Below are 19,554 nucleotides of genomic sequence, written 5' to 3'. Positions count from 1 at the left end.
TTTGTTTTTGCTCTGAATTTTCAGAAAATACTGAAATCACAAGAACAAACGAATACCATGCCGCTCTCTTCACAATCCGAGCGCTTCATCCTGCACTTCGGCGAAATGGGCAGCCGCTGGGGCGTGAACCGTACCGTCGGTCAGATCTACGCACTCCTGTTCATCGCGCCGCATCCCCTGCACGCGGACGAAATCGCCGAAACACTGAAATTCTCGCGATCCAACGTCAGCATGGGACTCAAGGAGCTGCAATCATGGCGCCTGGTCCGCCAGGCGAACCGCGTCGGCGACCGGCGCGATTACTACGAATCACTGGGCGATGTCTGGGAAATCTTCCGCGTCCTCATGGAAGAAAAACGCAGGCGGGAGATCGATCCGACCCTCAGCCTGCTGCGCGACATGCTCCTTGAGGAACCCAAAAGCGAGGACGAGGCCCAGGCCCGCCAGCGCATGCAGTCCATGCTGGAGCTGATCGAACTGTCCACCGACTGGTTCGACGAGGTCCAGCGCCTTCCGCCAGAAACCCTGCAAAACCTGATGCGGCTCGGCGCCCGGGTCCAGAAGGTGCTCGATTTCGCCGGCAAGCTTCGCAGTCCCAAACCCTCGGGGAATCCATCATGATCGACTTCGACGTCGTCAACCTGTCGCGGTTCCAGTTCGCCGCCACCGCCCTGTATCACTTCCTGTTCGTGCCGCTCACGCTGGGCCTGTCCTTCCTGCTGGCGATCATGGAAAGCGTCTACGTCATGACCGGCCGCGCAATCTGGAAGCGCATGACGATGTTCTGGGGCTCGCTGTTCGGCATCAATTTCGCGCTCGGCGTGGCTACCGGCATCGTGATGGAGTTCCAGTTCGGCATGAACTGGTCCTACTACAGCCACTACGTCGGCGACATCTTCGGTGCGCCGCTGGCCATCGAGGGCCTGATGGCCTTCTTCCTCGAAGCCACGTTCGTCGGCCTGTTCTTCTTCGGCTGGGACAGACTGTCCAAGCTCGGCCATCTCGTCGTGACCTGGCTCGTCGCGTTGGGCACGAATCTTTCCGCCCTGTGGATCCTGATCGCCAACGGCTGGATGCAGAATCCCGTCGGCGCAGTGTTCAACCCCGACACCATGCGCATGGAAATGACCGACTTCGCCGCCGTGCTGTTCAATCCGGTGGCCCAGGCCAAGTTCGTGCATACCGTCAGCGCCGGCTACACCGCGGGCGCCATGTTCGTCATGGCGATCAGCGCCTGGTACCTGCTGCGCAAGCGGCACATCGACCTGGCCAAGCGCTCGATGGTCGTGGCCGCAAGCTTCGGCCTGGCCGCGTCGCTGTCCGTGGTCGTGCTGGGCGACGAGAGCGGCTACCTGACCACCGAGCACCAGAAAATGAAGATCGCGGCCATAGAATCCATGTGGCAGACGGAGCCCCCGCCCGCCAGCTTCAATCTGATCGCCATCCCCAATCAGGCGGAACGCAAGAATGATTTCGCCCTGGAGATCCCCTACGTGATGGGTATCATCGGCACGCGCTCGCTCACAACGCCCCTGCTGGGCATCAACGAACTGGTTGCGCGGGCCGAGACGCGCGTGCGCAACGGCATCGTTGCCTACGAAACCCTGCGTCACATCCGCGCCCATCCGGACGATCAGGCCGCCCGCAAGCGTTTCGAGGAAATCTGGCCCGATCTCGGCTACGGGCTGCTGCTCAAGCGCTATACACAGGATCTCTCCAAGGCGACAGACGACCAGATCCGCCAGGCGGCATTCGACACCGTCCCGAACGTGGCACCCCTGTTCTGGACATTCCGCATCATGGTGACCGTCGGCTTTTATCTGATCCTGTTCTTCGCCACCGCCTTCCTGCTCGCTTCGCGCGGACGCCTGGACGTCAGTCCCCGGATGCTGAAGATCGCGCTCTGGAGCCTTCCCCTACCCTGGGTGGCCATCGAATGCGGCTGGCTCGTGGCCGAATACGGCCGCCAGCCCTGGGTCATCGAAGGCGTGCTGCCCACCTACTACGCGGCCTCCGGTCTGACACTCGCGGACCTGGCCATCAGTCTGGCGGTCTTCCTGGTGCTGTACACCGCACTGCTGGTCATCGGCGTGAAAGTCATGCTGCGTGCCATCCGGAAGGGCCCCGGAGATGCGAGCGACCCTCTGGATCCAGCGGCACCCGGCGTGCCCGGACGGATCCCCCTGCAGGCCTGAACGGGAGAGCACAATGGAAACTTTGATTCCTCTGGACTATGGCACGCTGCGCGTGATCTGGTGGGCCCTGCTGGGCGCCCTGCTGATCGGCTTCGCAATCATGGACGGCTTCGATCTGGGCGTGGCCGCGCTGCTGCCCCTGGTCGCTCACACCGACGCCGAGCGACGCGTGGCGCTGAACCTCGTCGGTCCGGTCTGGGAAGGCAACCAGGTCTGGCTGATCACGGCGGGCGGTGCCATCTTCGCCGCCTGGCCCCTCCTGTACGCGGCATCCTTCTCGGGCTTCTATCTCGCCATGATGCTGGCACTGCTGGCACTGATCCTGCGGCCGGTCGGCTTCAAGTACCGCAGCAAGCTCGAAAACCCGCGCTGGCGCGGCAGCTGGGACGCCGCGCTATGCTTTTCCGGAACCATCGCGGCCCTGGTGTTCGGTGTGGCCATGGGCAATGTGATCCTGGGCGTGCCTTCGGGATTCGACCCGGACACCATGCGCCCCGTCTACTCGGGCCACTTCTTCCAGTTGTTCACACCCTTCGCCCTGCTGGCGGGCGTCCTGAGCGTCACGCTGGTGGCCATGCATGGCGCCGCGCTGCTGGCCTGGCGCACGGAAGACAGGGTGGCCGCCCGGGCGCGTCGCTGGGGAGCGAGGGCGGCCCTGCTGTCGCTCGCGCTGTTCCTGATCGGGGGCTTCTGGGTGGCGTACGGCATCCAGGGCCATGCCATCACCAGCCTCGTCGACCCCGGCGCCCCCTCCAACCCGCTGACCAAGAGCGTCGCGCTGCAGACCGGCGGCTGGCTGCGCAATTTCACGATCTGGCCCGCGATGTGGCTCGCTCCGGCCGCCGGCGCGTGCGGGGCACTGCTCACGGCCATCCTGCTGTCCATCGGCCGCGCCGGCCTCCTGTCGTTCCTGGCTTCATCCGCCTCGTTCGCCGGCGTGATCCTGACCGCGGGCTTCGCGCTGTTTCCCTTCATCCTGCCCTCGTCGAGCCAACCTGCGGCGGGGCTGACCGTCTGGGACGCGTCATCCAGCCATCTGACCCTGTGGATCATGCTGCTCGCGACCCTGATCCTGCTGCCCATCGTCACCGCCTATACCGCCTGGGTCTACCGCGTCATGCGGGGCAAGGTCACGGCGGAATCGATCGACACCGCCCCCCACGCTTATTGAGGCACCGGACATGTGGTATTTTTCTTGGATCCTGGGCCTGGGCCTGGCCTGCGCATTCGGCATCCTGAATGCAATGTGGTTCGAACTGCGCGAGGGCCATGCGCACGCGCCGCCCATGCCGCCCCCGGACACCGAGTGAACGATCGCTCCAGCCTGGAATACGATCCGGCCATCGTCCAGCCCTCAACGCCGGACCAGGCCCGATGGCTGCGGGGTCTGGCGCGCCAGGCCCGGGTGCCACTGGCCCTGGCATCGGCGGCCCCTCTGCTGGCCGGATGCCTGCTGGTCTTCCAGTCCTGGCTGCTGGCGCACACCCTGGAAGCCGGATTCATCCAAAGGGTCGGCCGCGACGCCCTGCTGCAGCCGCTCGCCTGGATCGCCGCGCTGATCCTGGCCCGCGCGGCCCTGGCCTGGATGGCGGAACGGGCGGGCGCCCTTGCCGCCGAACGCATCAAACGCGCCGTCCGCCAGATGCTGATGCGCACGCTGCTGGCGGCCGGTCCCGCATGGACACGGCGCCAGGCATCCGGCGAACTGGCGGGCGCGGTCGTTGAGCAGACCGAAGCCCTGGACGGCTATTTTTCCCGTTATCTGCCTTCCATGGCGGCCGCCCTCGTGCTGCCGATCGCATTTTCCCTCGTCGTCCTGCCCGTCGACCTCGTCGCCGGCCTCCTGCTGCTGGCGACCGCCCCGCTGATTCCGCTTTTCATGGCACTGGTCGGCTGGGGCGCGGAGGCGGCCAGCCGGCGCCACCTGCGGACGTTCGCCCGCCTGTCGGGTTTCTTCGCCGACCGGCTGCGCGGCCTGTCCACCCTGAAATTGCACGGCCGGGCGCAGGCCGAATCGGAAACGGTCGCCCAGGCCAGCGATACGCTGCGCGACCGCACCCTGGCCGTCCTGCGCATCGCGTTCCTGTCCTCCGCCGTGCTGGAGTTCTTCGCCGCCCTGGGCGTGGCGGGTGTCGCCGTCTACATCGGCCTGAGCTACCTGGGCTACCTGGATCTGCGCACCCAGCCCCTGACGCTCCAGGCGGGATTCTTCTGCTTGCTGATGGCGCCGGAAGTCTACGCGCCCCTGCGCCAGTTCGCCGCCCACTATCACGACCGCGCGGCCGCGCGGGCCGCCGCTGTGCAGATCGAAGCAACCTTTGGCGTCCTGCCTCCCCTCGGCGCCGCGATGCCGCAACCGCCCGACCCCGGCCGGGACACGGATACCGAAGCCCCGCCCACGGCCCCGCAGGCATCGGGCCTGGCCGTGCAGGCGGGCCCATTGCGGCTGATTCTGCCAGAACGATCCAGGCCCGTCCTGGATGGGCTTTCCTTGTCGATCCAGCCGGGCGAGCACGTCGCCTTGCTGGGTGGCAGCGGTGTCGGCAAGACAACCTTGCTCGAAGTCCTGGCGCGGCTCCAGACCGCCGAAGGCCCCCTGAGACTCGATGGACGCCCGCTGGCCGAATGGCCGGAATCCAGGCTGCGCGAACGGGTCATCCTGATCGGCCAGCGCCCCTGTCTGCTCCAGGGCTCGATCGCAGACAACATCCGTCTCGGACGCCCCGAGGCAAGCGCCGCGGAAATCTCCCGCGCCGCGCAACGGGCCTGCGTGACCGAGTTTTCCCAACACATGCCTCACGGTCTGGACAGCCGGCTCGACCCGCGCGGACACAGCCTGTCTGGTGGGCAGGCGCAGCGCGTCGCCCTGGCTCGGCTGTACCTGCGCGCCCCCGGCCTGATCCTGCTCGACGAGCCCACCGCCCATCTGGACGAAGCCACGCGCAACGCCGTACTGGATGGGCTCCTGGATTTCGCGCGCGGCCGCACCCTGCTGCTCGTCACCCACTCCGTCGAGGTGGCGCGCCGGCTGCCGCGCCGCCTCCGGCTGGAGAACGGCCGCATCGGGGCGGCAACATGACAGCACCACACAACCCCGGCAGCCTGCCCACGGATGCGCAACAGGGCGACCGCCCGATGGGCCGAGGGCGCCTGCTGGCACAGATCTACCGGCGTCATTGGCCAAGCCTGGCCGCCACCGTGGCCCTGGCCCTGCTGACGGCGCTGGCCGGCGCGGGCCTGCTGGGCGTCGCCGGCTGGTTCCTGACCGGCGCGGCCCTGGCCGGAGCCGCCTCGGCGAGCGCGGCCCAGGCCTTCAACCTGTTCGCACCCTCGGCGCTGGTGCGCGGGTTCTCGTTCATCCGCATCGGCGCCCGCTACGCGGAACGCCTGGCCGGTCACACGGCGACCCTGCACCTGCTCGCGGAACTGCGCAGCACGCTTTTCCGAGCGCTGGCCCGGTTGTCACCCCGTCAATTGGCCCGTTATCGCTCGGGCGACCTGGTGGCGCGCCTGACATCGGATGTCGATGCGCTCGATACCCTGTTCCTGACTCTGATGGCGCCGCTGCTGAGCGCCCTGCTGGCCGGCCTGGCCATGACGGCCATCCTGGCCTGGCAGTTGCCGGCAGCCGCCGGCGCCGTCGCCGCGGTTTTTCTTGCGGCCTGTCTGCTGGTCCCGGCCATCCTGCTTCACCAGGCCAAAGCGCCCGGCCAGGCCATCCAGGACAGCGCCGCCCAATTGCGCGCAGCAGTCCAGGAAGCGACCGAAGGCCATGCGGACATCCTGTCCCTGGCGCTTTCGGGACACATCCTGGAGCATTTCGATCAAGCCTGCGGTCGCGCCGCCCGCGCCCGCAATGCCCAGGCCAACCTGAGCGCCGGTGGCCAGGGCCTGATCCAGGCCGCCACCGGCATCGCCCTGCTGGCGATCCTGTGGACCGGCCTGGATGCCGTCGACCGCGGCCAGCTGGCCCCGCCCGTGATGGCCGGCCTGCTGCTGGGGACCCTGGGCCTGTTCGAAACCATCGGCCCCGTCATGCGCGGCGCGACCCGCATGGGTGCCGCGCTGGCCGCCCTGGTGCGCATCGAAGCCATTACATCGGTGGAAACCGACCTGCGCGATCCCCCTGCGCCCCGGATGCCGCCAGCCGGGAGCGCCTTGCAGGTCCGGGGGCTGCATTACGCCTATCCGGAGGCTCCGGACAGGCCGGTCCTGGACGGTCTCGATCTCGACCTCCCGCCCGGCAGCCGCACCGCGCTGACGGGGGCCAGCGGCGCGGGCAAATCCACGCTGCTGCACCTGTTGCTGCGCCTGGACGATCCCCAGGCTGGCCACATTTTCTATGGCGGCATCGATCTGCGCGCATGCGCCCAGGCCACGCTGCATGCGCGCATGGCGCTGCTGGCGCAGGATGCGCCACTGTTCCTCGGCACGATACGGACCAACCTGCTGATCGGCGACCCGCAGGCCGATGACGCGTCGTTGTGGCACGCCCTCGACGCCGCGCGTCTGGGCGCCTTCGTCCGCAGCCTGCCGCACGGCCTGGATACCTGGATCGGAGAAACGGGGGCCTGCCTTTCCGTCGGCCAGGCACGCAGGCTGGCCCTGGCACGGATCCTGTTGTCACCCGCAGAAATCTTGCTGCTCGACGAGCCAACCGCGGGTCTGGACGCCGACACGGAGGCGGAGTTCCTGGCCGACCTGCCTCGGGCGACCCGGGGCCGCACCGTCGTGCTGGCCACGCATGCGCCCCTGCCTCCCGGGGTCGTGGATCAGACTATGGCTCTGGATGCTCCGGACCCGTCTCGAATTCGCAGACCGTATACACCGGCAGACCCGAATCCCGGACGGCCTTCGAGCCGCCCAGGTCGGGCAGGTCGATGATGGCGGCGGCCTCGGCCACGTTGGCCCCCAGGCGCTGCAACAGGCGGGACGCCGCCAGCATCGTGCCGCCGGTGGCGATCAGGTCATCGATCAACAGCACGCGCTGGCCGGGCCGCACCGAATCCGTGTGCATCTCCACCGCGGCATTGCCGTATTCCAGGGCGTATTCCTCGGCCACCGTGCGAAACGGCAGCTTGCCCTGCTTGCGCACCGGCACGAAACCCAGGTTCAGTTCGTAGGCCAGCACCGAGCCCACGATGAAGCCGCGCGCGTCGATCCCCGCCACCAGGTCCAGACGCTGGCGCATGTAGCGGTAGACGAACAAATCGATCAGCACGCGGAACGAGCGCGGATCCTGCAGCACCGGGGTGATGTCCCGGAACTGCACACCGGGTTTCGGCCAATCGGGCACGGTGCGGATCGTGTCGCGGATGTACTGGGCCGGATCGGTTTGCATGGCGGGGTCCTGTGGCGGGAGCATGAGGCGGGCACAGTTTAACAAGCCCGCCCTCTCACCGGGGTGCCCATTCCGCTTAAAATCGCGGGATGCATGCCCACCCCAGACCCAGCCCGGAGGCGATCCGTGCCAGCGCCGACCGCACCTTCGGCATCGAGATCCAGGCCCTGCAAGCCCTGCAAGGCCGCATCGACGCGCGCTTCGCCCAGGCGGTCGGCCTGATCCTGGACTGTCCGGGCCGCGTCGTGGTCACCGGCATCGGCAAATCCGGCCACGTCGCCCGCAAGATCGCCGCCACCCTGGCATCCACCGGCACGCCCGCCTTCTTCATGCACGCGGCCGAAGCCATCCACGGCGATCTGGGCATGCTCACCGGCCAGGACATCCTGCTGGCGATCTCCTATTCCGGCTCGGCCCAGGAACTGATCACCATCATTTCCGTGGCCAAACGCATGGGCACGCGCATCATCGCCCTGACCGGCCACGCCGGTTCCGAACTGGCCATCAGCGCCGACCTGACGCTGGACGCCGCAGTGGACCAGGAAGCCTGCCCCCTGAACCTCGCCCCCACCGCCAGCACCACGGCCGCCCTGGTGCTGGGCGACGCCATCGCCGTCGCCTGCCTGGAGGCGCGCGGCTTCAACCGCGACGATTTCGCCCGATCGCATCCCGGCGGCGCCCTGGGCAGGCGGCTGCTGACCTCCGTGGCCGACATCATGCGCAGCGGCGCGGCCCTGCCGCGCGTCGCCCCCGACACCCTGATCCCCGACGCCCTGACCGAAATGTCGGCCAAGGGCATGGGGATGACCATCGTCCTGGAAGCCGGACGCCCCGTGGGCCTGTTCACCGACGGCGACCTGCGCCGCATGATCGCCCAGCACGGCGACATCCGCGCCCTGCCGGTCTCGGCCGGCATGAGCCGCCACCCGCGCTCGATCGCGGCCGACGCGCCCGCCATCGAGGCCGCCACGATCATGGACGAGCACAAACTCAACCAGATGCTGGTCCTGGATGGCGACGGGCTATTATTGGGGGCTCTGCACATGCACGACCTCCTCGCCGCAAAGGTCATCTGATGAACGAATTGCCCGGTTTCTCCCATCCCGCCGAAGCCCAGATCCTGGCCCGCATCCCGGAAGCGGTCCGCGATCGGGCTCGCGCGGTGCGCATGATGGTGTTCGACGTCGACGGCATCCTGACCGATGGCAGTCTCTGGTATGGCGAACACGGCGAGGCCGTCAAGCCCTTCAATGCGCTGGATGGCCACGGCCTGCGGCTGCTGCGCGAGCAGGGCATCCACGTCGCCTGGGTCAGCGGCCGGAAAAGCGCCATCACGGCCCGCCGGGCGGCCGAACTGGGCATCTCGCCCATCCTCCAGGGTGTCCGCGACAAGATCAACACGGTCGAAGACCTTGCCCGCGAGGCCGGCCTGTCCCTGCAGGACTTGGGCTACATGGGCGACGACATCATCGATCTGCCCGTGCTGCAGCGGGTCGGCTTCGCCGCCAGCGTGCCCAACGCGCCCTTTTATGTCGGCCAGGCGGCCCACTGGACCAGTACCCTGCGCGGCGGCGCGGGCGCCGTGCGCGAATGCTGCGACCTGATCCTGGCGGCCCAGGGCCGCCTGGGCGCCTGCTTCACGGCCTCCCTGTCCACGCTGGGCGGAGCCATCCAGTGAAGGACCGCCTGCCCAGCCTCGTCGCCGTGCTGCTGCTCGGCCTGCTGGTGCTGGGCACCTGGTGGGCGTCCGACTACACCCTGCGCTCGATCCAGGTCGACCCGCCCCGGCGCGTCACCCACGAACGCGACTCCTGGTCGGACCGGTTCACGATGGTGCGCACGGACCCCGCCGGACGCGCCATCAACCGCCTGGAAGGTTCAGCCATGGAACACTTCCCGGACACCGACGCCTACGAAATCACCTCGCCGCGCGCGGTCGGCCACCAGCCCGGCGCCCCCATCACCGAGGGCACCGCCGATCACGGCACGCTGGACGAGCGCGGCGACCGCATCGTGCTCAACGGCAACGCCCACCTCAAACGCCTGCCGGACGCCAATCACCAACTGCTGGACGTGCGCAGTTCCCAGCTCGTCATCGAACCCAACCGGGACCTTGTCCACACGGACCGCCCGGCATTGGTCGTCAACGGCCATTCCACGCTGCGCGGCAAGGGCATGCGCTACGATAACCGCACCCGCCAACTGACCGTCACGGCGGCCAGCGACGTCAAGATTTCGGGCGAAGACCAGGCCGCCCGCAACGCCGCACCCAAAAAGAACGCTCAACCATGAAAATCCCGTCTTCCGCCCTGATCGCGGCGATCGCCGCCGGCCTCTTGTCCCTGGCTTCCCTGGCGGCCGCCGCCCAGGACACGCCCGCGCCCAAGGACGAGCCCGACACGGTCATCCTGTCCGACACCCTGCACTACGACGACGTCAACAAGACCAGCACCTTCACCGGCAATGTGATCCTGACCCGGGGCGCGATGACCCTGCGCGGCGACAAGCTCGTCACCCGCGAGGACGCTCAGGGCAACCAGTTCGGCACCGCCACGGCCGACAAAGGCCGGGTCGTCACCATCCGCCAGGAAAACCCCGAGAAATTCGAGACGATCATCGCCACCGGCCTGCAGGCCGACTACGCCGGATCCTCGGGCGACATCACCCTGACGGGCCAGGCCACCGTGACCCGCCTGATCTGCGGCCAGGCCTTCGACAACGTCCGCGGCGCCCGGATCATCTATCACGAAAAATCCGGCACCTACGAGGCGTTCGGCGGACAGAACTCGGCCGCCGCCGGCGGGCGCGTCCGGTCCCTGGCACAGCCCCAGTCCCGCATCGACCAGGCGATCGCCCGGTGCAAGGCCAAGAAAGCGGGCCGGTCGTAATGCCCATGACCACGCACGACGCCACTTACACGCCGAACGACGCCGCCCGCGCGTCCGGCAGCCTCCAGGCCATCGGCCTGGGCAAGACCTTCGGACGCCGCGCCGTCGTCCAGGACGTTTCCCTGTCGGTGGACAGCGGCGAGGTCGTCGGCCTGCTCGGCCCCAACGGCGCCGGCAAGACCACCAGCTTCTACATGATCGTGGGGCTGATCCCGGCCGACACGGGCCGCATCCTGATCGACCAGCACGACGTCACGGGCATCCCCATGCACCGGCGCGCGCGGCTGGGCCTGTCCTATCTGCCCCAGGACGCCTCGGTCTTCCGGCGCCTGACGGTGGAACAGAACATCCGCGCGGTGCTGGAACTGCAGCGCGACGCCCAGGGCAAGCCCCTGTCGGCCGCCGCCCTGGAAGAACGCCTGGAATCGCTGATCGACGAACTGCAGATCGAACACATCCGCCGCAACATGGCGATTTCCCTGTCGGGCGGGGAACGCCGCCGGGTGGAGATCGCCCGCGCCCTGGCCACCCACCCGCGCTTCATCCTGCTGGATGAGCCCTTCGCCGGAGTGGACCCGATCGCCGTGATCGAGATCCAGCGCATCGTGCAATTCCTGAAGGGCCGCAACATCGGCGTGCTGATCACCGACCACAACGTGCGGGAAACCCTGGGGATCTGCGACCGCGCCTACATCATCAGCGAAGGCCGCGTCCTGACCAGCGGCCATCCCAGCGAGATCGTGGACAACGAGGCCGTGCGCCAGGTCTATCTGGGCAAGAACTTCAGGATGTAGGGCGACCGGCGCGGGAGGTCCGCGAAGACTGCGCCGCGTCCGGGCCGATCCCGGTATCCTACACCGAAAACAGGCGCTTGATGTTGCGGATGCAATGGGTAAACTGGACCTGTCATCGAACTGTCAGAAAAGGAGATCCATCCCGTCCATCCCCGGTTCCCTCCGAACCCTCCCCGTCTTTCCGCAAGGAGTCTGCATATGAGCCTGACAATCACCGGTCGCAATCTGGAAATCACCCCGGCCATCCGCGAATACGTCCTCACCAAGACGGCGCGTGTCCTGCGGCACTTCGATCAGGTCATCGACACCCAGGTCATGCTCTCGATCGAGCCCCTGAAGCACACCGCCGAAATCACCATGCGCCTGCGTGGCAAGGACCTGCACTGCGAAGCCTCGGACGAAAACCTGTATGCGGCCATCGATCTGCTGGTCGACAAGGCCGACCGCCAGGTCATCAAGTACAAGACCAAGGCTCAGGATCACGTCGTCCACGAACCCCCGAAACGCCAGGAAGTGACCGTCTGACGGCACGCGCGGGCCGGTCTCCGGCCCGGGACCACACATGGCCTCGAGACTTCCGTCCGGGGCCATATTGTTGTGGGGCCCATTTACCTATAATGGACGCCATGAATCTCACTCCCCGCATCCTGCCGCCCGACAATATCGTCCTGGATCTGGCCGCGACCAGCAAGAAACGCGCCTTCGAACACGCCGGGCTGCTGTTCGAGAACCACCAGGGCGTCGCGCGCACGGCGGTGTTCCACAGCCTGCTGGCCCGCGAACGGCTTGGATCGACCGCGCTGGGCCACGAGGTCGCCATCCCGCACGGACGCCTCAAGGACCTGCGCGAGCCTCACGCCGCCTTCATCCGGCTGGCCGAGCCCGTCCGATTCGATGCCAACGACGGCCGCACGGCCCGCCTGCTGTTCTTCCTGCTGATCCCGGAAACCGCCACCCAGACCCATCTGGACCTGCTGGCCGGCATCGCCCGCCTGATGTCCGACGCCGGCATCCGCCAGGCGTTGACGCAATCTGCGGACCCCCAGGAAGTCCATCACCTGATCCTGACTGGCGCGAGCGCCCCGGCCCCTGAACATGCTGACCATCCAAGAGCTGATTCGTGACAACACCGAGAAGATCCGTTTCTCCTGGATCGCTGGCCAGGACGCCGCCGACCGGCGTCTGATTCCCGACACCAGCGGCGCCGCCGCCGACCTGATCGGCCACCTGAACCTGATTCATCCGGGGCGCATCCAGGTCTTCGGCGCGGAGGAAGTGTCCTACTATCTGCGGCTCGACCCGCGCCGCCGCCAGCACCACATGGACGAGCTGGTCTCCGGAGGCGTCCCCGCCATCGTCATGGCGGCGGGCACCCAGACGCCCGAGGATCTCCGGGCCTACTGCCTGGCGCACGAAATCCCGCTGCTGTCCACGGCCACCGACGCAGCCCTCCTGATCGACCTGCTGCGCATCTACCTGGGCAAGCGGATGGCGCCCAAGACCACGGTGCACGGCGTCTTCATGGATGTCCTGGGCCTGGGCGTCCTGATCACCGGGGAATCGGGACTGGGCAAGAGCGAACTGGCCCTGGAACTGATTTCCCGGGGGCACGGACTGGTGGCCGACGACGCCGTCGAACTCTCGCGCACCGCGCCGAACTTCATCGAGGGCCAATGCCCGCCTCTGCTCCAGAACCTGCTGGAGGTCCGCGGCCTCGGACTGCTGGACATCCGCACGATCTTCGGCGAGACCTCGGTGCGGCGCAAGATGAAGATCAAGCTGATCGTCCACCTGGTGCGCCTGACGCCCGACAACTTCGAGCGGCTGCCGACCCAGGACGAATACCAGGACATCCTGGGCATCCCGATCCGCCGGGTGATGCTGCAGGTCGCGGCGGGCCGCAACCTGGCCGTGCTGGTCGAGGCCGCCGTGCGCAATACCATCCTCAGCCTGCGCGGCATCGACACCATGGGCGAATTCATCGAACGCCAGGCCCTGGCCATCATGGAGAACTCCCGGGAGGCCCGATCATGACGACGCGCCCCCCCTCGTTGCGCACGCCATGCTGAACATCGTCCTCATCACCGGAATCTCCGGCTCTGGCAAGTCCGTGGCCCTGCGCATGCTGGAGGACACCGGCTATACCTGCATCGACAACCTGCCGGTGCGTTTCCTGCACGAATTCATCGCCAGCACCCAGGACAGCGGCCTGGAACGGGTGGCGGTCGCCATCGATGTGCGCACGCCGGGCGATCTGGACGACCTGCCCGGCATCCTGACCAGCCTGCGCGCCATGGGCACGGCGCTGCACGTGATCTTCCTGGAAGCCGACGACCATACCCTGATGCAGCGCTATTCCGAATCCCGGCGCCGCCATCCGCTGACCGACCGCCTGCAGCACGAAGGCCTGGAAGCCTCGCTGCAGGACTGCATCACCCGCGAACGGGAACTGCTGGCCCCCCTGCGCAACCAGGAACACGTCATCGACACGTCGGACCTGGCGCCCGGGCAACTGCGCGCCTGGGTCCGTGACCTGGTCCAGACGGACCGCCCCTCGGTCATTCTGACCTTCGAGTCTTTCGCCTACAAGCGCGGCGTTCCGCACGATGCCGATCTGGTCTTCGACGTGCGCTGCCTGCCCAATCCCCACTACGACGCGCAGTTGCGCCCGTTGACGGGGCGCGACGCTCCGGTCGCCGCCTGGCTGGCCCAGTTCGGCAGCGTCGAATCCATGATCGACGACATCGCCGCCTTCATCCGCAAATGGCTGCCCTTGTACATGCAGGACACACGCAACTACCTGACCGTGGCCATCGGCTGTACCGGCGGCCAGCACCGTTCGGTCTACGTCACCGAACAGCTCGCTCGGCGTTTCGCGGACCACTCCCCCCTGCTGGTGCGCCATCGAAACCCCAAACTGCAGGAGACCCGGCCATGAGCGCCGGGATGCGCGCGGACGCGGGGCAGTCCTTGCGGACTGGCCTGCGCCTGGCGAACCCGGGCGCCTTGCAGGCCGCGAAGTGGACGATGCGCCACCTGACGCTCGTCCTGCTGGGCGCCACGCTGGTGGTCCTGGCGGGCTGCGCCTCGCGCTCGGGCGGCTACTACAAGGACGACGGCCCCGGCCGCGACATCCCGGCCGACATCGCCTCCATTCCCGACGCCGTCCCGCGTATCGAGCGGCACGCCCCGGCCAATTTCCGCCCCTACGAAGTCTTCGGCGTGCGCTATGTCCCCATCGCCGAGGATCGGCCCTACCGCCAGGAAGGCGTGGCCTCTTGGTACGGCCGCAAGTTCCATGGCGAAAAGACCGCCAACGGCGAAACCTACGACATGTACGCGATGACGGCGGCGCACCCGACCCTGCCCATCCCAAGCTATGCGCGGGTGACCCGGGCGGGCACCAATCGCTCGGTGGTCGTGCGCATCAACGACCGGGGTCCCTTCCATCCAGGCCGGATCATCGACCTGTCCTACGTGGCCGCCGCCAAACTCGGCCTGATCGGCCCCGGCAGCGGCCGCGTGGTCGTGCAGGCCATCACCAACACCGACATCCGCGCCGGCCGCTATCCGGCGGCGCCCCTGATGGCCTCGGCCCCGGCGTCCCCGCCGCCCGACGCGGTCCAGGCCAGGCCGGTCGGTCTGCCCGCCGCCCCCCTCGAGCCCCTGGCGCCCGTTCCCACGGTTTCCGAGGCATCCGGGCCGGGCGGCATCTACCTGCAGTTCGGCGCCTTCTCCTCGGCCCAGAACGCCCAGTCGCTGGCCCAGCGCGTCAACACCGAGGCCGCCGGCCAGGCCGGCCCCGCCACCGTCATCCACCAGCCGCCGCTCTACAAGGTCCGCATGGGCCCCTACCTGTCGCGCGACGAAGCCGCGCACACCGCCTCGCGTCTGGCGGAATCCGCCGGCCTGAACCCCGTGATCGCGCTGGACCAAGGGCTTTGATCAGCGTGCTCCGATTCGTCAGGCGCCGATCAGTCCGCAGGGACTGATCGGCGTCCGGACTCATGCCTGCGCCAGGGCCCAGGCGTACAGCCGGTCACGCGCCAGGCCCGTGGCCCGGGCGCCGATCCGCGCCGCGTCGCGCACCGACAATTCCTCCAGCAGCGCTTCCATGACCCGGCGTTGCTCGGGTGACAAGTCCTCGTCCGGCTCGCGCGCCGACTCGTCGGCATGCACCACCAGCACGAACTCCCCCTGTTCCCGGTGAGCGTCCTCGTCCAGCCAGGCGAGGGCATCGCCCGCCGCCAACGTCCGGATTTCCTCGAAACGTTTGCTCAGTTCGCGCGCCACAGTCACCCGCCGGTCCGGCCCGGCCGCCATCGACAAGTCCATGAGCGCGGCCCGCAGGCGGTGCGGTGTCTCGAACATCACCACCGGCACCGGCCAGGCGAGCCACTGGTCCAGCCACTTGCGCCGCGCCTGGGCCTTGGACGGCATGAACCCGGCAAAGGCGAAGCCGGGCGCATCGTCGCGGGTGGCTCCGCTCGCCATGAGGGCGGCCACGACGGCGCTGGGCCCCGGCAGCGGCACGACCCGATAGCCGGCCGCCTGGACTTCACGCACCACCCGCGCCCCCGGATCGCTCACCGCGGGTGCGCCTGCGTCGGACACCAGGGCGATGCGCTCGCCCAGGGACAGCCGCCGGATCACGGCGCCGGCCGCCTCGCGCTCGTTGTGGCGGTGGGCCGCCAGCAGTGGCGTATCGATCCCCCAGGCGTCGAGCAACGCCCGGGTGGTGCGGGTATCCTCGGCGGCAATCGCGTCGCAGCGGCGCAGGGCCTCCCAGGCCCGCAGGCTCAGGTCGCCCAGATTGCCGATCGGCGTGGCGACCACGTACAGACAGCCCGCCGGCCACGACTGGCCCGCCACCTGCTCGGCGTGACGTTTCCATGTCGGCCCGGTCTTTTCCCAGTCTGCGCTGTCCGTCATACTCGTTGCTTCCTCTTTTCTTGCGGATTGGATGTCCAGCCATGCCCGCCGATCCTTACGAAACCGCCCTGCAGGCCCAACGCCGCGCGGCGACGCGCCGCCGGCGCCATGCCCGGCGATCCGGTACGTCTCCCGGCCGCGCCGGCGCGGCCGGCGACGAACCGCCGACGGGGTCTCCGACCCAGCGCCAGGGCCGCGAGGCCGAGGCCCGCGCGGCGCGCCACCTGCGGGCGCACGGCGTCCGCATCCTGGCGACCAACCTGCGCTGCCGCGCCGGGGAAATCGACCTGGCGGCCCGCGAAGGCGGCCTGCTGCTGTTCATCGAAGTGCGGGAACGCCGCAACCCGTCCTTCGGCGGCGCCGCCGCCAGTGTAAACCGCGCCAAGCAGGCCCGGCTGATCCGGGCCGCACGCCACTTCCTGCCCCGGCTCGTCCGCCTGCATTTCGGCGGCGACGCGCCGGCCTGCCGCTTCGACGTGGTGGCCTTCGACACGGACCAGCCCCACTGGATCCGCGACGCCTTCCGCGCCTGAGCCCCGGTGCGACCCGCAAACTGTTACGTTCGGCGGCGCCGGGGTCGCGCGCTCATGCGATAATCGGCTCCATGGACATGACCTCCCGCATGACGTCGCATTTCGACGACGCCGTCGACGCGTTCCGCTCCAGCGCCCGCGACCTGGCCCCGGCCCTGGCGGCCGCGGTCGACCTGCTTTTCGGCGCGCTGACCAACAACGCCCGCATCCTCGCCTGCGGCAACGGCGGCTCCGCCGCCGACGCCCAGCATTTCGTCGCCGAACTCGTCGGACGCTTCGAGCGCGACCGCCTGCCGCTGGCCGGCATCGCGCTGAACACCGACACCTCCATCATGACCGCCGTGGGCAACGACTACGGCTTCAACGCCGTTTTCGAACGCCAGGTGGCCGCCCTGGGACAGCCCGGCGACATCCTGGTGGCCATCACCACCAGCGGCAATTCGCCCAACGTCCTGCGCGCGATCGAGGCCGCACACGAACGCGACATGCAGATCATCGCCCTGACCGGCAAGGGCGGCGGCCAGATCAATTCCCTGCTCTACGAGACCGACATCCACCTCTGCGTCCCGCACGACCGCACCATGCGCATCCAGGAAGTCCACATCCTGCTGCTGCACGCGCTGTGCGACGGCATCGACGCACTGCTCCTGGGAGACCCCCTCTGATGCCCGTGCCCGCCCGCCCCCTCGCCCGCCTCCTGATCGGCCTGGCCTGCCTGGCCTCCCTGTCGGGCTGCGGCCTGTTCGTCGTGGGCGGCGCCGCCGCCACCTCCGCCGCCGTGGCCACGGACCGGCGCACCGCCGGCGAGCAGGTCGACGACCAGACGATCGAACTGCGCGTCTCCAGCGAAATGAACAAGGCCTTCGGCGACAAGGCGCGCGTCCTGGGCACGTCCTACGCGGGCCGGCTGCTGCTGGTGGGCGACGTCCCCACCGACGCCGACCGGCAACGGGCCGAGACCATCGCCCGGGACATCACCAAGGTCCGCGCGGTGGACAACTACATCCGGGTCGGGGACATCACGCCCCTCAGCGTACGCACCAACGACACCTGGCTGACTTCCAAGGTCAAGAGCCAGCTTGTCGCCACCGAGCACGTGCCCTTCCGCACCATCAAGGTCACGACCGAACGCGGCGTCGTCTACCTGATGGGCAAAGTCACCGACGACGAAGGCCGCCGCGCCGCCTCCGTCGCCTCCGGCATCTCGGGGGTCAACAAAGTCGTAAAATTGTTCACGATCGTGGCGCGCGAAACCCTGCTCACCGAGCCCGGCACGCAGGGCGCCGCGCCCGTCACCGATTCCAGTTCATCCGGCGCTTCCTCACCGCCGCCCGCGGGCAACGGTGATGGCGCCCAGACCATGCCTGTGCAATGAAAAAGATCCTGATCGGCCTGGCGGCCGTCGTGGCGATCGGCGCCGCCGCCCTCTGGCAATTCCAGGGCTCCGCCCAGGCGGCGCCCGATGTCGCCTTCACCGACCTGAACGGCCGCACCGTCACCACGCAGGATCTGCGCGGCAAGGTCGTGCTGGTCAAATTCTGGGCCACCAGCTGCACCACCTGCGTGGCGCAGATGCCCGACACCATCCGCCACTACCAGGAACTGAAAGCCCGGGGCTTCGACACCATCGGCGTGGCCATGCAGTACGACCCGCCCAACTACGTCAAGAACTTCACCGAAACGCGGCGATTGCCCTTTCCAGTCGTGATCGACGCCCAGGGCAAGATCGCCCGGGCCTTCGGCGACGTCCGTCTGACCCCCACGGCCTTCCTGATCGACAAGCAAGGCCACATCATCAAACGCTATCTCGGCAACTATGACGAGAAAGCCTTCATGGCCACGGTTGAAAAGGCGCTGGCTTCCTGACATGACGAATACCGCCCAGGACATCACGTCCCAAACGCCGGCCGCCCTCAAGGCCGAGGTGCTCTCCGAGGCGCTGCCCTACATCCGCCGCTTCCACGGCAAGACCGTCGTCATCAAATACGGCGGCAACGCCATGACCGACGAGCACCTGCAGCGCAGCTTCGCCCACGACGTGGTGCTGCTCAAGCTCGTCGGCCTGAATCCTGTGGTGGTCCACGGCGGCGGCCCGCAGATCAACAGCGCGCTCAAGCGCATCGGCAAGGAAGGCACCTTCATCCAGGGCATGCGCGTCACCGACGCCGAAACCATGGAAGTCGTCGAATGGGTGCTGGGCGGCCAGGTCCAGCAGGACATCGTCATGATGGTCAACGAGGCCGGCGGCAAGGCCGTGGGCCTGACCGGCAAGGACGGCTGCCTGATCCAGGCGCGCAAAAAGCTCATGCCCGACCCGGACCACCCCGGCGAGATGCTGGACATCGGCTTCGTGGGCGACATCGAGCGCATCGAGCCGGCCGTGGTCAAGGCGCTCCAGGACGACCAGTTCATCCCCATCATCTCGTCCATCGGTTATGGCGAGGACGGCCAGGCCTACAACATCAACGCCGACGTCGTCGCTGGCAAGATGGCAGAGGTCCTGGGCGCGGAAAAACTCGTCATGCTGACCAACACCCCCGGGGTGCTGGACAAGGACGGCCAGTTGCTGCGCAGCCTGTCGGCCCAGACCATCGATACGCTGTTCCAGGACGGCACTCTGTCGGGCGGCATGCTGCCGAAAATATCCTCGGCGCTGGACGCCGCACGGTTCGGCGTGAATTCGGTGCACATCATCGACGGCCGCGTGCCGCACTGCCTGCTGCTGGAAATCCTGACGGATCGCGGCGTGGGCACCATGATCAGTTCGCACTGATGCATCGGCCCGCATGACCCCGCCGCGATCACCGGGGCGCTCCAGGCAAACGTTTCCCCCCGGGGGAATGCGGCTGGCGCCAGGCGCCAAGAGGGCCG

Annotated in this window: 23 protein-coding genes; 21 read left to right on the top strand and 2 right to left on the bottom strand. The window is 68.1% G+C overall.

What is annotated here, in order from left to right:
* Window positions 1-57 precede the first annotated feature (57 nt).
* The 6 genes from O4H32_RS03615 to cydC are packed head-to-tail and all read left to right on the top strand — an operon-like array spanning window position 58 to window position 7,079.
* Window positions 58-621 carry a GbsR/MarR family transcriptional regulator gene (locus tag O4H32_RS03615; protein ID WP_269356753.1) on the top strand — a complete coding sequence of 188 codons (564 nt, stop codon included), beginning with the start codon at window positions 58-60 and terminating at the stop codon, window positions 619-621.
* Window positions 618-2,195, top strand: coding sequence for a cytochrome ubiquinol oxidase subunit I (locus tag O4H32_RS03610; protein ID WP_269356752.1), 1,578 nt, complete (start codon window positions 618-620; stop codon window positions 2,193-2,195). Before O4H32_RS03615 ends, O4H32_RS03610 begins: the two co-directional genes overlap by 4 nt.
* Before the next feature lie 13 nt (window positions 2,196-2,208).
* Window positions 2,209-3,366 (top strand): cytochrome d ubiquinol oxidase subunit II, encoded by a 1,158-nt coding sequence (cydB, locus tag O4H32_RS03605; RefSeq protein ID WP_269356750.1) that lies wholly within the window; start codon window positions 2,209-2,211, stop codon window positions 3,364-3,366.
* Window positions 3,367-3,376: 10 nt separating this feature from the next.
* Window positions 3,377-3,505, top strand: a complete 129-nt coding sequence (gene cydX / locus O4H32_RS03600) for a cytochrome bd-I oxidase subunit CydX (RefSeq protein ID WP_269356748.1) — start codon at window positions 3,377-3,379, stop codon at window positions 3,503-3,505.
* Complete coding sequence (cydD, locus tag O4H32_RS03595) at window positions 3,502-5,274, top strand: thiol reductant ABC exporter subunit CydD (RefSeq protein ID WP_269356746.1); 1,773 nt, start codon at window positions 3,502-3,504, stop codon at window positions 5,272-5,274. Before cydX ends, cydD begins: the two co-directional genes overlap by 4 nt.
* Before the next feature lie 56 nt (window positions 5,275-5,330).
* Entirely contained in the window at window positions 5,331-7,079 is a 1,749-nt protein-coding gene (gene cydC, locus O4H32_RS03590) for a thiol reductant ABC exporter subunit CydC (RefSeq protein ID WP_269356975.1), read from the top strand.
* On the opposite strand, the gene O4H32_RS03585 is transcribed toward cydC, so the two are convergent.
* Complete coding sequence (locus O4H32_RS03585; protein ID WP_269356744.1) at window positions 6,973-7,536, bottom strand: adenine phosphoribosyltransferase; 564 nt, start codon at window positions 7,534-7,536, stop codon at window positions 6,973-6,975. The two genes, cydC and O4H32_RS03585, sit on opposite strands and share 107 nt — an antisense overlap.
* A gap of 89 nt (window positions 7,537-7,625) precedes the next feature.
* Here O4H32_RS03585 and O4H32_RS03580 point away from each other — a divergent pair, with 89 nt between their 5' ends.
* The 10 genes from O4H32_RS03580 to O4H32_RS03535 all read left to right on the top strand — a co-directional run bounded on the left by O4H32_RS03580 (window position 7,626) and on the right by O4H32_RS03535 (window position 15,163).
* Entirely contained in the window at window positions 7,626-8,612 is a 987-nt protein-coding gene (locus tag O4H32_RS03580) for a KpsF/GutQ family sugar-phosphate isomerase (RefSeq protein WP_269356742.1), read from the top strand.
* A complete protein-coding gene (locus tag O4H32_RS03575; RefSeq protein WP_269356740.1) occupies window positions 8,612-9,214 on the top strand; it encodes a KdsC family phosphatase in 603 nt (200 codons plus the stop codon). The genes O4H32_RS03580 and O4H32_RS03575 overlap by 1 nt, the downstream gene beginning before the upstream one ends.
* Window positions 9,211-9,828 (top strand): LPS export ABC transporter periplasmic protein LptC, encoded by a 618-nt coding sequence (gene lptC / locus O4H32_RS03570; RefSeq protein ID WP_269356739.1) that lies wholly within the window; start codon window positions 9,211-9,213, stop codon window positions 9,826-9,828. Before O4H32_RS03575 ends, lptC begins: the two co-directional genes overlap by 4 nt.
* Window positions 9,825-10,424, top strand: coding sequence for a lipopolysaccharide transport periplasmic protein LptA (gene lptA / locus O4H32_RS03565; protein ID WP_269356737.1), 600 nt, complete (start codon window positions 9,825-9,827; stop codon window positions 10,422-10,424). Before lptC ends, lptA begins: the two co-directional genes overlap by 4 nt.
* A 5-nt stretch (window positions 10,425-10,429) precedes the next feature.
* Window positions 10,430-11,218, top strand: coding sequence for an LPS export ABC transporter ATP-binding protein (gene lptB, locus O4H32_RS03560; protein ID WP_269356736.1), 789 nt, complete (start codon window positions 10,430-10,432; stop codon window positions 11,216-11,218).
* A 198-nt stretch (window positions 11,219-11,416) separates the two neighbouring features.
* On the top strand, window positions 11,417-11,743 hold the full coding sequence (gene hpf / locus O4H32_RS03555) for a ribosome hibernation-promoting factor, HPF/YfiA family (protein ID WP_269356734.1): 327 nt from the start codon (window positions 11,417-11,419) through the stop codon (window positions 11,741-11,743).
* A gap of 101 nt (window positions 11,744-11,844) precedes the next feature.
* Window positions 11,845-12,342, top strand: coding sequence for a PTS sugar transporter subunit IIA (locus tag O4H32_RS03550; protein ID WP_269356732.1), 498 nt, complete (start codon window positions 11,845-11,847; stop codon window positions 12,340-12,342).
* Window positions 12,314-13,252, top strand: a complete 939-nt coding sequence (gene hprK / locus O4H32_RS03545; protein WP_269356730.1) for an HPr(Ser) kinase/phosphatase — start codon at window positions 12,314-12,316, stop codon at window positions 13,250-13,252. Before O4H32_RS03550 ends, hprK begins: the two co-directional genes overlap by 29 nt.
* Window positions 13,253-13,280: 28 nt before the next feature.
* Complete coding sequence (gene rapZ / locus O4H32_RS03540) at window positions 13,281-14,156, top strand: RNase adapter RapZ (RefSeq protein WP_269356728.1); 876 nt, start codon at window positions 13,281-13,283, stop codon at window positions 14,154-14,156.
* Entirely contained in the window at window positions 14,153-15,163 is a 1,011-nt protein-coding gene (locus O4H32_RS03535) for a septal ring lytic transglycosylase RlpA family protein (RefSeq protein ID WP_331284270.1), read from the top strand. The genes rapZ and O4H32_RS03535 overlap by 4 nt, the downstream gene beginning before the upstream one ends.
* A 60-nt stretch (window positions 15,164-15,223) precedes the next feature.
* Here the strand turns inward: O4H32_RS03535 and rsmI are convergent, their stop codons facing one another.
* Window positions 15,224-16,150 (bottom strand): 16S rRNA (cytidine(1402)-2'-O)-methyltransferase, encoded by a 927-nt coding sequence (rsmI, locus tag O4H32_RS03530; protein ID WP_269356726.1) that lies wholly within the window; start codon window positions 16,148-16,150, stop codon window positions 15,224-15,226.
* Window positions 16,151-16,191: 41 nt separating this feature from the next.
* Between rsmI and O4H32_RS03525 the strand changes: the two genes are divergently transcribed.
* The 5 genes from O4H32_RS03525 (at window position 16,192) to argB (ending at window position 19,456) form a co-directional block, all read left to right on the top strand.
* The gene (locus O4H32_RS03525; RefSeq protein WP_269356724.1) at window positions 16,192-16,683 is read left to right on the top strand and encodes a YraN family protein; all 492 of its coding nucleotides are present in this window, start codon (window positions 16,192-16,194) and stop codon (window positions 16,681-16,683) included.
* 71 nt (window positions 16,684-16,754) lie between these two features.
* Window positions 16,755-17,348: a phosphoheptose isomerase gene (locus tag O4H32_RS03520; protein ID WP_269356722.1), complete on the top strand. Its 594-nt coding sequence runs from the start codon at window positions 16,755-16,757 to the stop codon at window positions 17,346-17,348.
* Window positions 17,348-18,058, top strand: a complete 711-nt coding sequence (locus O4H32_RS03515) for a BON domain-containing protein (RefSeq protein WP_269356721.1) — start codon at window positions 17,348-17,350, stop codon at window positions 18,056-18,058. Before O4H32_RS03520 ends, O4H32_RS03515 begins: the two co-directional genes overlap by 1 nt.
* Window positions 18,055-18,549 carry a peroxiredoxin family protein gene (locus O4H32_RS03510; RefSeq protein ID WP_269356719.1) on the top strand — a complete coding sequence of 165 codons (495 nt, stop codon included), beginning with the start codon at window positions 18,055-18,057 and terminating at the stop codon, window positions 18,547-18,549. The genes O4H32_RS03515 and O4H32_RS03510 overlap by 4 nt, the downstream gene beginning before the upstream one ends.
* A gap of 1 nt (window position 18,550) precedes the next feature.
* Complete coding sequence (gene argB / locus O4H32_RS03505; protein ID WP_269356717.1) at window positions 18,551-19,456, top strand: acetylglutamate kinase; 906 nt, start codon at window positions 18,551-18,553, stop codon at window positions 19,454-19,456.
* Window positions 19,457-19,554 lie beyond the last annotated feature (98 nt).

This window comes from Castellaniella denitrificans (assembly GCF_027214045.1).
Lineage (GTDB): Bacteria > Pseudomonadota > Gammaproteobacteria > Burkholderiales > Burkholderiaceae_B > Castellaniella > Castellaniella denitrificans_A.
The sequence above is the reverse complement of the archived record's forward strand: the minus strand, read 5'-3'. Positions and strand labels throughout refer to the sequence as shown.

Coding starts and splice junctions, on each gene's coding strand:
- O4H32_RS03615 (WP_269356753.1), top strand. CDS start 58: ATGCCGCTCTCTTCACAATCCGAGCGCTTCATCCTGCACTTCGGCGAA.
- O4H32_RS03610 (WP_269356752.1), top strand. CDS start 618: ATGATCGACTTCGACGTCGTCAACCTGTCGCGGTTCCAGTTCGCCGCC.
- cydB (WP_269356750.1), top strand. CDS start 2,209: ATGGAAACTTTGATTCCTCTGGACTATGGCACGCTGCGCGTGATCTGG.
- cydX (WP_269356748.1), top strand. CDS start 3,377: ATGTGGTATTTTTCTTGGATCCTGGGCCTGGGCCTGGCCTGCGCATTC.
- cydC (WP_269356975.1), top strand. CDS start 5,331: ATGGGCCGAGGGCGCCTGCTGGCACAGATCTACCGGCGTCATTGGCCA.
- O4H32_RS03585 (WP_269356744.1), bottom strand. CDS start 7,536: ATGCAAACCGATCCGGCCCAGTACATCCGCGACACGATCCGCACCGTG.
- O4H32_RS03580 (WP_269356742.1), top strand. CDS start 7,626: ATGCATGCCCACCCCAGACCCAGCCCGGAGGCGATCCGTGCCAGCGCC.
- O4H32_RS03575 (WP_269356740.1), top strand. CDS start 8,612: ATGAACGAATTGCCCGGTTTCTCCCATCCCGCCGAAGCCCAGATCCTG.
- lptA (WP_269356737.1), top strand. CDS start 9,825: ATGAAAATCCCGTCTTCCGCCCTGATCGCGGCGATCGCCGCCGGCCTC.
- lptB (WP_269356736.1), top strand. CDS start 10,430: ATGACCACGCACGACGCCACTTACACGCCGAACGACGCCGCCCGCGCG.
- hpf (WP_269356734.1), top strand. CDS start 11,417: ATGAGCCTGACAATCACCGGTCGCAATCTGGAAATCACCCCGGCCATC.
- O4H32_RS03550 (WP_269356732.1), top strand. CDS start 11,845: ATGAATCTCACTCCCCGCATCCTGCCGCCCGACAATATCGTCCTGGAT.
- hprK (WP_269356730.1), top strand. CDS start 12,314: ATGCTGACCATCCAAGAGCTGATTCGTGACAACACCGAGAAGATCCGT.
- rapZ (WP_269356728.1), top strand. CDS start 13,281: ATGCTGAACATCGTCCTCATCACCGGAATCTCCGGCTCTGGCAAGTCC.
- O4H32_RS03535 (WP_331284270.1), top strand. CDS start 14,153: ATGAGCGCCGGGATGCGCGCGGACGCGGGGCAGTCCTTGCGGACTGGC.
- rsmI (WP_269356726.1), bottom strand. CDS start 16,150: ATGACGGACAGCGCAGACTGGGAAAAGACCGGGCCGACATGGAAACGT.
- O4H32_RS03525 (WP_269356724.1), top strand. CDS start 16,192: ATGCCCGCCGATCCTTACGAAACCGCCCTGCAGGCCCAACGCCGCGCG.
- O4H32_RS03520 (WP_269356722.1), top strand. CDS start 16,755: ATGGACATGACCTCCCGCATGACGTCGCATTTCGACGACGCCGTCGAC.
- O4H32_RS03515 (WP_269356721.1), top strand. CDS start 17,348: ATGCCCGTGCCCGCCCGCCCCCTCGCCCGCCTCCTGATCGGCCTGGCC.
- O4H32_RS03510 (WP_269356719.1), top strand. CDS start 18,055: ATGAAAAAGATCCTGATCGGCCTGGCGGCCGTCGTGGCGATCGGCGCC.
- argB (WP_269356717.1), top strand. CDS start 18,551: ATGACGAATACCGCCCAGGACATCACGTCCCAAACGCCGGCCGCCCTC.